We start from the raw sequence: 11788 nt of genomic DNA on the forward strand, positions 1-11788 counted from the left end.
ACCGATCCTGGACGCCTTGCACCACCCCTTCCCCGTCGTCTTCGTCGACAGGGCCCGCGTGAGGAGGAAGTGCCGGGCTTTTCCCGGAGCCGGCGGGGTAGGGCCTCCGACAGCACCGTCGTCCACGCCGAACTGCCCGGCGCGCGGAAGCGGTCGTGGACGGCGTCGAAGCCTTCGCCGCCTGGGTCCTGAAAGGAGCGTCCCTCCTGTGACGCATGCTCATGAGGATGAGGAAGAGGTACTGGCGCGGATCGCCAAGGGGCTGGTCTACACCGAGTCGGAAGCCGCCTTCCAGGGGCCCCGGCATCGCACCGAGCAGATCTTCGAGTTCAACCACACACCACCGGGCGACACGAGAAGCGTCGAGCGCTGCTCGTCGCGATCTTCGGCTCGGTCGGGGAACCCCACGGTGCTGCTGCCGCCGTTCCACGCCGCTTTCGGCAGCAACGTGCACATCGGCGACGACTTCTTCGGGAACGTGAACCTCACGTTCGTCGACGACGTGGACATCCGCATAGGCAACGGTGTCATGATCGCGCCCAGCGTCACACTGACCACGACGGGACACCCGGTGCACCCCTCACGGCGCGCCGACTTCGGACGGTTCTCCGAGCCGATCGTGATCGAGGACAACGTGTGGATCGGCAGCAACGCGGTGGTCCTGCCCGGCGTGCGCATCGGATACGGGTCGGTCATCGGCGCCGGCAGCGTCGTCAGCCGCAGCATCCCCCCGATGACCGTCGCGGTCGGAACCCCCTGCCGGGTGCTCCGCCCCATCACGGACGAGGACCTCACCACACGTACCCGGTAGGACAATGGGAAGAAGGGGGTGAGGGCATGTACGACCACACCCTGGCGGCGGAACACGCCGCGGCCGCCGTGGACGCGCGGGGCGTCATAGCCGGGTGGAGCCGGGACGCCCGGCTGCTGCTCGGGTACGAGCCCGGCGAGGCGGTCGGACGTCCGGCGGCCGAGCTTCTCGCCGCCCGCCTTCCGGAGTCGGCGTGGCGGAGCCTGTCACAGCAGGAGCCGTGGTCCGGGCGGGTCGCGCTGCGCGACCGGGACGGCCACACCATCGAGGCCGACGTACGGGCCTACCCGCTGGTAGGTGCCGATGACCATGTCGGCTGGTTCATCCACGCCGCCCCGCAGAAGGCCGACGGCGCGGACCTGGCCCTGCAGCGCCGCCTGCTCCTGTACCACCGGCCCGCCCAGCCCGCGGCGGAGACGGCGATGCGCTACCTGCCCGCCGATCCGCAGGCCGGTGTGGGCGGCGACTGGTTCGACGTCATCCCCCTCTCCGGCGCCCGGGTGGCCCTGGTGGTCGGCGATGTCGTCGGCCACGGCATCAACGCGTCCGCCACCATGGGGCAGCTGCGCAGCGAGATCCGTACGCTGGCCGATGTCGATCTTCCGCCCGACGAGCTGCTGACCCACCTCGACGACCTGATCCTCGAAGAGATCGAAGAGGGCATCGAAGCCGCCGGGGAGGTCGGCGCGACCTGCCTGTACGCGGTCTACGACCCGGTCTCCCGCAACTGCACCCTGGCCAGCGCCGGTCACCCCGCCCCCGCCGTCGTCATGCCGGACGGCTCCGTGGACTTCCTCCGCCTGGCCCCGGGCCCCCCGCTCGGGGTCGGCGGCCTCCCCTTCGAAGCCATCGACGTCCGGCTGCCCGAAGGCAGCCTCCTCGTCCTGTACACGGACGGGCTGGTCGAGACCCACGACCGCGACATCGACACCGGAATGCGGGAACTCGCCCACGCGCTGGCCGAACCCACCCCGTCCCTGGACGCCACCTGCGACCACCTCATCTCGGCACTCCTGCCCGAGCACCCGGACGACGACGTCGCCCTGCTCGTGGCCCGCACCAAGGCCCTGGGCCCCGCGCAGGTGGCCACCTGGGAGCTGCCCTCGGCGCCCGTCGTCGTCGCCGACGCGCGCCGACGGGCCACCGACCAGCTCATGACCTGGGGTCTGCAGGAAGCCGTCCCGACCACCGAGCTGATCGTCAGCGAGCTGGTCACCAACGCCATCCGGTACGCCGAGGCCCCCATCCAGCTGCGGCTCATCCACGACACCGCCCTGATCTGCGAGGTCTCCGACGCCAGCAGCACCGCGCCCCACGCACGCCGCGCCCGCGCCCTGGACGAGGGCGGCCGCGGCCTGTTCCTCGTCGGTCAGCTCGCCGACCGCTGGGGCACCCGCCACACGCCGAACGGCAAGACCATCTGGGCGGAACAGCCCCGCCCGGTCCGCCACGGGCCGTGACCGGGGCGCCGCCGGCGGGTGTGGCGGTGCCGACCACGGGAACCCGGTGACGTACCTGCGGACGTGGGGAGTGCGTCGTGCCCGAGAGCGATGAGGCCCGTATCCGGAGCCAGGCCCTGCCTCTGAACGGTCAGGCGTCGCTGGACCCGCTGATGGAGCGGATCGCAGACGCGCGCCACGTGCTGCTGGGCGAGGCGTCCCACGGCACCGCCGAGTACTACCGGATGCGGGACGTGCTGACGCGTCGGCTCATCGAGGAGAAGGGCTTCTCCTTCGTCGCCGTGGAGGGCGACTGGCCCGACTGCCAGGCGGTGCACTCCTCGGTGACCGCCGCGCCGGGCGCACCCGAGGATCCCCGTGACGTGCTGGCGGGGCTGCGGCGCTGGCCGACGTGGATGTGGGGCAACACGGACGTGGCCGCCTTCACCCGGTGGCTGCGCCGGCACAACGAGGGGCTGCCTCCCGAGCGGCGCGTCGGCTTCTTCGGGCTGGACGTCTACAGCCTGTGGGAGTCGCTGCACGCGGTGCTGGACCACCTGCGCGACCACGACCCCGACCGGGTGGAGCACGCCCTGGAGACGTACCGCTGCTTCGAGCCGTACGCCGAGGACCCGCAGTCGTACGCGGTGGCCACCCGTTACCTGCCCGAGGGCTGTGAGCCGCAGGTGCTCTCCCTGCTCACGGAGTTGCGGCGACGGGCCGCGCGGACGACCGCCCCGGACGGCTCGCTCGCGGAGTTCGCCGCCCGGCAGAACGCCGAGGTGCTCTCCGGCGCCGAGCGCTACTACCGGGCCATGCTGGACAGCGGCCCGGAGTCCTGGAACATCCGCGACCATCACATGGCCGACACCCTGGACCGGCTGATGGAACACCACGGCCCCGACGCCAAAGCGGTGGTCTGGGCGCACAACACGCATATCGGGGACGCCCGCGCCACAGACATGGCCGACGTGGGCATGGTCAACGTCGGCCAGCTGGTGCGTGAGCGCCATATCGGCAAGGGTGTCGTGCTGGTCGGGTTCGGCTCGTACTCCGGCACCGTGATCGCCGCGGACGCGTGGGGCGACGTACCGAAGGTCATGGAGATGCCGCCCGCCCGCACCGGCAGCCTGGAGGACCTGCTGCACAGGGCGCTGCCCGGTCAGCGTGCCCTGTTCGTCTTCCCCCATGTGCAGCTCCAGCGACCGCCCACCTCCGGCCGGGGGGAGTGGTTCCACGAGGAGCACGGCCACCGGGCGGTCGGCGTCGTCTACCGGCCGCGGTACGAACGCGTCGGCAACTACGTCCCCACCGCCCTCGCCCAGCGCTACGACGCCTTCTGCTACCTCGACCACACCCACGCGCTCACACCGCTGCGCCCCCTGGCCGCGGAGAGCCGGGAGGAACAGACCTGGCCGGTGGGTGTGTGACGCCCGCCGCGTGCGGGGTACCCGCCGGTTCCCACAGGTACCGCCGGGGCTCGTCCCGGTCCGCACACACTCGGAGGAGGCCATGGCTCATCAGCATGTGCAGGAGGTCATGACGCGGGATCCGGTGACGGTGACCGAGCGGACGCCGCTCACCGAGGTGGCGCAGCTGATGCGGGAGCGGAACATCGGCGATGTGATCGTCGCCGAGGCGGACGAGGTCCGCGGCCTGGTGACGGATCGCGATCTGGTGGTGCGGGCCATCGCCGACCAGCGGGATCCCGCGTCCACGACCGTCGGTGAGGTGTGCAGCCACGACCTGGTCACCTGTTCCTCGCAGGACGACATCGACGTGGCCGTGCGGCTGATGCGCGAGCACGCCCTGCGGCGGCTGCCGGTCATCGACGACGGACGGCTCGTCGGCGCGCTCAGCCTCGGCGATCTTGCCGTCGAACGCGATCCCCGGTCCGCCCTCGCCGACATCAGCACCGCGGAGCCGAACACGTAGGGCGCTCCCTGCCGCCTTCCCCGCCGGGCGGCGCGCCGCGACAATGAGGGCCGGTGCCCGTGGAAGCGGGCCCGGCAGGGGGTTCGTATGACGTCGCAGCCTGTGCCCCGGCGAGGAGCGGCCGGGGGGTCCGCTCCGGTGGAGCGCCGGTCCGGACCGCTTCCCGTCCCGGGCCGGGCGAGCCGGGTACGCATGCCCTCGTGCACGACGCGGCGGCGCTCGGCTTCGTCGAGCGCGCGGTACGCGGCAAGTACGGCGTCACCGTCGTCGGGATCGAGCGGCCGGGCGAGGACTTCACCCACGCCACCGGGGAGACCGTCATGGAGAAGGGCCACGTCATCATCGTCACCGACAAGATCCAGGCTGTGGAGAGCTTCGCCGAACCGGGCTGACCGAGGACCGGTGGAGGCCGCCGCGCCATCGCGCCGCTCACAGTCGGCCCACACCCCGGGCTATCGCACCTACCAGGGCGAACACCCCGACGGCGGCGAGGACGAAAGCCACATCGGACATCGCGAGCTCCTGCGGGAAGAGGCTGATGAGCGGACTCCTCACTCATAACCCGCCACACCGTGGATCAACCCATTGCTGACACCTTCCTGACGCGGGCATGCCCGCCGGTGGAAGTCGGTGCCTCCTGGGTACTCAGGGGCCATGCGCGAGAGGCTCGTCGACGGGGCGTGCCCGGGGCCGCTCTCCGTGGCGGTGCTGGTGGAACTGTTCAGGACCGGTTCGGCGGGCGGCCACGTCAAGTGCTGGGAGCGTTTCGCCGAGGCGGCGGCCGACGCCGGTGCCGTCGTCGATCTGACCGTGTACGTCCTCGGCGACCGCGAACGCGTCGAGCCGCTCTCGCCCCACGTCCGGTTCGTCAGCCTGCGGCCGGTGCTCAGCACCGCCCCGCTGATGCCGGCGGTCGGCGGCGTCGACGTCGCCGACGTCGCTCCCTGGCATCCCTGGCTGTCCCGGCTGCTGCCGCTCCACGACGTCTGGCACCTCACCCACACCTTCGCCTTCGCCTCGACGGCCGGCCGTCTCGCCCGCCGCGCGGCCCGGTCCGGGGCGCAGCGACCCGGCCTGGTCGGCTCCGTGCACACGGACGTGCCGGCGCTGGCCTCCCTGTATGTGCGGCAGCTGGCCCGCCGGGTGCCCGTTCCGGTGGGCGGGGCGGCGGAGCTGGCCGGTGCGGCCGTACGACGGCGGCGCGACAGGCTGCTGCGGATGTGCGACCGGGTGCTGGTCGGGTCCGGCCAGGACCGGACGGAGATCGACTCGGTGGTGGGCCCCGACCGGGTGTCGCTGCTGCGCCGCGGCCTCGACCACGAGCGGTTCCACCCCGACCCCGCCGCCCGCACCGCGCTCACCCGGGCCCACGGCGTGCCCGCCGACCGGACCCTGGTCCTGTTCGTGGGCCGGGTGGACGAGACCAAGCGGGCCCTGCTGCTCGCCGACGCGGTACGCAGGGCCAGGGCGCGGCAGCCGGTGCATCTGGTGGTGGCGGGCAGCGGCGCCGACCAGGGCCGGATCGCGCGCCTGCTGGGCCCCGATGTGACGCTGCTCGGACATGTGCCCCAGGACCGGCTGGCGGGCGTGTACGCCGGGTGCGACGTGTTCGCCCTGCCGTCCTGGACCGAGACGGTGGGCAACGTGGTCGCCGAGGCGATGGCGTCCGGGCTGCCCGTCGTGCTCCCCGCGGGCGCCCGTACCACCCAGTGGCTCGCCGCGCCGGGCCGGGACGGCCTGGTGGTGCGGGACGACGACGCGGCCGGCTGGGCGGAGGCGCTGTGCCTGCTGGCGGCGCGGCCGGAGCCGCGCCGCTCGATGGGTCGGCGGGCGGCCGCCACCGCCCGGGACCGGCACCCCACCTGGGCACGGGTGCTCGCCGACGACCTGCTGCCGGTCTGGCAGGAGGCGGCGAAGCGCGCGCAGGAGTCGCGGCGCGCCTGAGGTCTCACCGCTGAGTGTCAGGCCCGGCCCGACGTCCGCGTGTCTCCTGCCGGTGCAGCGCGACGACCACCGGCGACGAGTCCAGACGTACGATCCCGAAGAGCGCCAGGGCCACGCCCAGCGCCGTGAACACCGACGTCGGCCAGCCGTGGTGCAGCGTCTCGCCGAACAGGGCCGTGCCGGCGGCGATCGCCACCGCCGGTTCCGTGGTGTCGAACACCGTCATCGACGCGGCCAGCGGCCCCTCCTGGAACGAGCTCTGGATGAGCAGCAGCCCCCAGACGCTCACGAGGACCAGCAGATACGTCTGCCACGCGGTGACGACGGACAGCGGCTCCCGCTCCAGCCGCGACACGGTGACGCCGAGCAGCACCGACTGGAAACCCATGACCACCCCGGCGGCCAGGGCCGTCGACGACGCCCTCCAGGTCCCGCCGGCCCAGCGGCGCACGGCCAGCGCGGCGAGCACGACCACGCCGACCGCGGCCACCGTCCACAGCCACGGGCCGAGCCCCACGGCCGGCCGGACACCGCCGTGCGGCCGCGCCGTGGCCAGGGCGAGCGCCAGACCGCCGGTCACCGCGAGGATGCCGCCCCACTCCCGGGCACCCAGTCGCGTCCGCGCCAGCCGGGCGGACAGCGGGATCGCGAAGACCAGCTCGCTGACGATCAGCGGCTGCACCAGGCTGAGCGGTCCGAAGGCCAGCGCCAGTGACTGGAACCCGTAGGCCAGGACGGCCAGGCCGATGCCGGTCAGCCACAGCGGCTGCCGGGCCAGCTGCCGCAGCAGTCTCCAGGAGAGCGTCTCGCTGTCCGGCCGTCTGCTGGCCGCCCGCTGCTGCAGCACACCGGCCACTGCGAAGCAGGCGCCGGCGGCCAGCGCGGCGAGGACGGCGATCGGCATGGCGGGCCGTGGCTCGGGACCGTGCGGAGCCGGTCAGGCCGACGAGCCGGGGGGCCTGGTGCGTGTGGCGGGCCGGGTGTGCACGTACAGCTCGCGGCGGTCGTCGACGGGGAGGTGCGGCGGCAGCGGGAGTTCGTGGCGGACCGGGCGGAAGTGGTCCGCGTACTGCCGGCGCGGGTTGTAGACCTGGTTGAACTTCCACAGCATGCGGGCGAAGTTGGTCTGGCCGTGCAGGAGGTTGCGGCCCAGGACACGGGCGGCGCCCAGGGCGGTGCTCAGGCCGAGGTGCTTGCGGTTGATGACGGCCTGGGTGCGGACCAGTTCCCGGTAGAACTCGTCCAGGGGCAGCGTGGTGGGGACGACGGCGTGCTGGATGTCGAACAGGCGGTAGTCGCGGGTGGTCAGCCGGCGCGCCTCGGTGTGCCAGATCTCCGTGCCCGGGTAGGGCGTCATCACGGTGAGGTGCACGATCTCCGGCACGGACAGGGCGAACTCGCGGACCACCCGGAACCGCGCGGCGTCCCAGGACGGGTCGACGATCAGGTTGATGGCGACGGCGATGCCGAGCCTGCGGGCCACCTCCAGGGCGCGGAAGTTGTCGTCGGGGTCGACGCGCTTGCGGAACCGGTCGAGTCCCTCGGCGTCCAGGGCCTCCATGCCGAGGAACATGTAGCGCAGGCCGAGCCGGGACCAGCGGGCGAAGACGTCGGTGTTGCGCAGCAGGACGTCGGCGCGGGTCTCCAGGTAGTAGCGCTTGGCGATCTTCCGGCGCTCGATCTGCGCCGCGATGGCGTCGCCGTGCTCCGGGCGGATGAAGGCGACGTCGTCGACGACGAAGACGTTCGGCTCCCGCACGGAGGCCAGCTCGTCGGCGGCGGCCTCCGGCGACGCCTTGCGGTAGCTGCGGCCGTAGAAGGTCCACGCGGAGCAGAAGGAGCAGTCCCAGGGGCAGCCGCGGGTGAACTCGATGGAGGCGCAGGGGTCGAGTTCCCCGATGAAGTACTTGCGGCGCCTGCGCATCAGGTCCCTGGCGGGGCGTGGACCGTCGATGCTGTGGAGCATCCGGGGGGCGGGGCCCCGCCCCGAGGTGGTGATCGCTCCCGGCACGGCGTCCACGCCCCCGTCGCGGACCGCCTCCAGCAGCGGGGCGATCGCGGGTTCGCCCTCGCCGCGGATCACGGCGTCGACGCTGCCCTCGGCCTGCTCCAGGACGTCCTCGGCGACGAAGGAGACGCTGTGGCCGCCGAAGAACACGAAGCATCCGGGTACGGCCGCCTTGGCCCGGTGGGCGATACGGATCGCCTCGGGGATGTTGGCCAGGTAGTTGAGCGAGACACCGACCGCCTGCGGGCGGAAGGACCGGAACTCCTCGTCCAGGTGCCGGTGGGTGAGGACCTGCAGGTCCACCACCCGGACCTCATGACCTGCCTGACGCGCGGCGCCGGCCACCCGTTCGAGGCCGAGGGGCTCCAGACGGAGGAAGATCTCCGAGTACAGCAGGGCGCTGGGGTGGACGAGCAGCAGTCTCATGGATCACCTCGAAGCGATGGCCGCTGTCGCTGGGTATCCGGATCGACGCGCGCCGAAACCGGGCCGGCGGTGGACCCACCCGGACGGTCGAGACACCGCCTCTCAGCCGAACCGGGCGGCGAGTCCGCGGTAGAGCGCCGGGGCGGTGCCGTGCACCCGGGCCGGCAGGCGCAGCCAGCCGGGCACGTACACCTCGTCGCGGCCGCGGTGGACGGCCCGCAGCACGGCGTCCACCACGCGCTCGGGGGACACCGGCCTCGGTCGTCTGCGCAGGTAGGGCGTGCCGCGGTGCTCGAAGAACGGGGTGTCCACCGGACCGGGGACGACCAGCGTCACGCCCACGCCGGTGCCTTTGAGCTCGTAGCGCACGGCCTCGGCGAAGGCGGCGAGTGCCGCCTTGGCGGCGGAGTAGACGGCCTCGCCGCGCACCCCGACGGAACCCGCCACCGATCCGATCAGCACGACCCGGCCCGTGCGGGCCTCGACCATGTGCGGCAGCAGCTGCCGCACCAGCCGCATGGTGGCGAGCAGATCGACGTTGATCACCTCCTCGATGGCGGACTCGGGCATGGCCGTGAAGTCCCCTGCCCAGCCGATCCCGGCGCCCGCCACCACCAGGTCCACCCGGCCGCTGTGGTGGAGCGCGAAGTCGGCCAGCCGCCGGTCCGCCCCGGGATGGGCGAGATCCACAGGGAAGGGCGTGGCGCACGCCTCGGCGGCGACCCGGTTGAGCCGCGTGGTGTCCCGGCCGTTCAGGACGAGCCGCCAGTCCCCCTTGGCCAGCCGGCGGGCCAGGGCCGCCCCGATGCCGGACGAGGCGCCGGTCACCAGGGCGGCCTTCTGCCGTACGGCCCCGTCACCGGGGTGCTGGGTCCGACAGGGTGAGGGTGGTTCGGTGGTCAGCGGGATCGCGGGGACGGGGCGGGGTCCGGGGGCGGCGTGCGACATGGCGGTGACCTCGGTCAGGACGGTGGGCGTCGGGAGGACGGCAGGGGGCTGCCGCTGTCCACGGCTCCGGGCGGACGGGTGAGAGAGGTATCCCGGCCCTCACCGTCCGAAACACGAAGGTCACCGCATGGCCGCTCAGCCGCGCGGCGGCGTCTCGTCGGTCACGGCCCAGCGCTGGTTGGCCCCCGAGGTGGGTGTCCAGGTCGTCACCCGTGAGCCGTCCGCCGTGGCGTGCCCGGAGACGTCGAGGAGCCGGCCGGTGGCGGCGTTGACGAACGTCCAGGTGCCGTCGCCGGTCGTGGACATGATCCACTGGGCCGCCCGGTCGGCCGGCCCGCTGCCCGGCTCCTCCAGCACGGCACTTCCCTCCCGCACCGCGAGCCGCTGGCCCGTGGCGTGGTTGACCAGCGTGTAGCGCTCGCGGTTGGTCTTCCCGGGGGTCACCTTGCACACGGACCACAGCTGGGCCCCGGAGGCGGTGTCGTCGGTGCGGATGACGAGCCCGGTGCCCTCGTCGTTCGGGGCCAGGGACCTGCCGCTCTGCACGCCCTGCAGCCGGTACACATGGCCCGGCTGGACCAGCGCGGCGTCCCGGGCGACCCCGCCGACACCCAGGACGCGGAAGGTGGTCACCGACTTGGCGGGCACGGTGAGCGTGGCGGACCGCCCGGTCACCCGCACCGGCGCGCCCTGCACGAGCGCTCCCTCGGCGCTGGTCACCACCGGTGTGACGGACGCCCACGGGGCGACGTACCCGAAGCGGGACAGGTCCAGGGTCACCGTGCGCGCCGTGGTGCCCTCGTTGACGTGCACCACCGTGGCGCCGGTGCCGGACTTCCGTACGGCGGCGACACTGGACGCGTCGTCGGTCTTGACGAAGCGGTCGCCGGGGCGGATGTGGTGGGTGAAGTTCCGGATGGTGTGGAACTTGCTGTTGGCCCTGATCGGGCAGGTCTCCAGGGTGTCCTCGGCCGTGCAGGTGAACGGGACGTGGATGCTGCCCCAGTTCTTGCCGGCGGCGGCCTGCGGGATCGAGTCCTCGATCGGCTGCCAGAACACCCAGGCGGACGGCTCCAGTTCCCGCAGGTCACCGACCATCCGGGAGGCGATGCCGAGGCCGGGCTCCATGCTGGTGAAGTCGGTGCCGCTGCCCCAGGTGCCCTCGACCTCGCTCATCCACAGCTTCTTGGCCGCGCCCTTGGCGCCGTCACGGGCGCTGGTGCGCATGCCCGTGCCGTACGTGTGCACGTTGAGCTGGTCCACGGCGGCCCGTGCCGTCGCGTCGTACGCGTTCCAGTTGGTGGTGAAGACGGACGGGTTGGTCTCGTCCATCGCGGACACCGTGGCGTGCGTGTCGGCTCCGGCGAGGGCGCGTCGCAGGGCGAGGATCACCTTCTGCTGGAGCGCGGGTCCGGCGTGCGCGCCCTCCTGGCGTCCGCCCGTGGGCCGGCCGTCGGCTCCCAGCTGGGTGCCCCAGTAGGGCGTGTTGGGCTCGTTGAGCGGCGCGATGGTGTCGAACTCGATCCCGTGTTCCTTCTCCAGACGGTCGGTCACCTCCACCAGGTAGGTGGCGAAGTCGTCGACCCGGTCCGCGCGGATCTGGTCGGCGCTCGCGTCGAAGCCGCCGGAGACATAGCCGCTGACGGTCTGGAACCAGGGCGGTGAGTTGCTGAACGCCTCCCAGCGGGTCACCTTGTCCTTGATCTGGTCGATCCACCACCGCTGGCCCGCGTCGGCGGACCAGTTCCAGTGGTCCGGGTTCTGCGGATCCCACCAGTCCATGTCCTCCCGGGTGGTGCCCTCGGGGGCCTTCCAGAAGCCCTCCATGGTGGCGCCGGTCTTCATGTAGTCCTTGCGCACGTCCGGGGCGTTGCCGCCGCCGATGTTGTAGCGTGCGATGTTCAGCCGCAGACCGTCAGGGCCGAACAGCATGTCGACGAGCTGTCTGCGGATGGGCTCCGGGTAGCCGCCGGTGGCGTTGGCGAACCAGACCAGGCTCGTGCCCCACCCCTCGAACTCCTGCTGCTGGTACGACGGATCGATGCGCACCGTGACCGTGCTCGCCACCTCCGCGCCGGCGCCGGGTGCGGTGGCCAGCCCCGCTCCGAGGGCCAGGGGGAGGGCGAGCGCTACGGCTCGGACTGCGCGACGTCTGCTGGGCATGAACATCCCTTCAACGAGACCGAACAAAAACAAGCAGAACCGGTCGAGCTGAAGGGATGCTTGACCACAAGAATGAACACGTCAAGACATGCGGCGGAGTTCGGCGCGATCACG

Annotated in this window: 10 protein-coding genes; 6 read left to right on the forward strand and 4 right to left on the reverse strand. The window is 72.5% G+C overall.

What is annotated here, in order from left to right; all coding sequences use genetic code 11:
- The first annotated feature begins 208 nt into the window (after positions 1–208).
- The 6 genes from ACH5AC_RS30555 (at position 209) to ACH5AC_RS30580 (ending at position 6129) form a co-directional block, all read left to right on the forward strand.
- A complete protein-coding gene (locus ACH5AC_RS30555; protein WP_398865464.1) occupies positions 209–811 on the forward strand; it encodes a sugar O-acetyltransferase in 603 nt (200 codons plus the stop codon).
- 26 nt (positions 812–837) lie between these two features.
- On the forward strand, positions 838–2271 hold the full coding sequence (locus ACH5AC_RS30560; RefSeq protein ID WP_398865465.1) for a SpoIIE family protein phosphatase: 1434 nt from the start codon (positions 838–840) through the stop codon (positions 2269–2271).
- Positions 2272–2348: 77 nt separating this feature from the next.
- On the forward strand, positions 2349–3680 hold the full coding sequence (locus tag ACH5AC_RS30565) for an erythromycin esterase family protein (protein WP_398865466.1): 1332 nt from the start codon (positions 2349–2351) through the stop codon (positions 3678–3680).
- Between the two features lie 82 nt (positions 3681–3762).
- The gene (locus tag ACH5AC_RS30570) at positions 3763–4185 is read left to right on the forward strand and encodes a CBS domain-containing protein (protein WP_398865467.1); all 423 of its coding nucleotides are present in this window, start codon (positions 3763–3765) and stop codon (positions 4183–4185) included.
- Positions 4186–4385: 200 nt separating this feature from the next.
- A complete protein-coding gene (locus ACH5AC_RS30575) occupies positions 4386–4577 on the forward strand; it encodes a TrkA C-terminal domain-containing protein (RefSeq protein ID WP_398865468.1) in 192 nt (63 codons plus the stop codon).
- Positions 4578–4839: 262 nt separating this feature from the next.
- Complete coding sequence (locus ACH5AC_RS30580) at positions 4840–6129, forward strand: glycosyltransferase (RefSeq protein ID WP_398865469.1); 1290 nt, start codon at positions 4840–4842, stop codon at positions 6127–6129.
- A 4-nt stretch (positions 6130–6133) separates the two neighbouring features.
- Here the strand turns inward: ACH5AC_RS30580 and ACH5AC_RS30585 are convergent, their stop codons facing one another.
- The 4 genes from ACH5AC_RS30585 to ACH5AC_RS30600 form a co-directional block, all read right to left on the reverse strand.
- Positions 6134–7033 carry a DMT family transporter gene (locus ACH5AC_RS30585; RefSeq protein ID WP_398865470.1) on the reverse strand — a complete coding sequence of 300 codons (900 nt, stop codon included), beginning with the start codon at positions 7031–7033 and terminating at the stop codon, positions 6134–6136.
- Between the two features lie 33 nt (positions 7034–7066).
- Positions 7067–8563 (reverse strand): hopanoid C-3 methylase HpnR, encoded by a 1497-nt coding sequence (gene hpnR / locus ACH5AC_RS30590; protein ID WP_398865472.1) that lies wholly within the window; start codon positions 8561–8563, stop codon positions 7067–7069.
- A 102-nt stretch (positions 8564–8665) separates the two neighbouring features.
- Entirely contained in the window at positions 8666–9511 is an 846-nt protein-coding gene (locus ACH5AC_RS30595; protein ID WP_398865473.1) for an SDR family NAD(P)-dependent oxidoreductase, read from the reverse strand.
- Positions 9512–9646: 135 nt separating this feature from the next.
- Entirely contained in the window at positions 9647–11674 is a 2028-nt protein-coding gene (locus ACH5AC_RS30600) for a glycoside hydrolase (RefSeq protein WP_398865474.1), read from the reverse strand.
- Between the last annotated feature and the right edge of the window lie 114 nt (positions 11675–11788).

Source organism: Streptomyces sp. NPDC018693 (genome assembly GCF_044391385.1).
Taxonomy (GTDB): Bacteria; Actinomycetota; Actinomycetes; order Streptomycetales; family Streptomycetaceae; genus Streptomyces.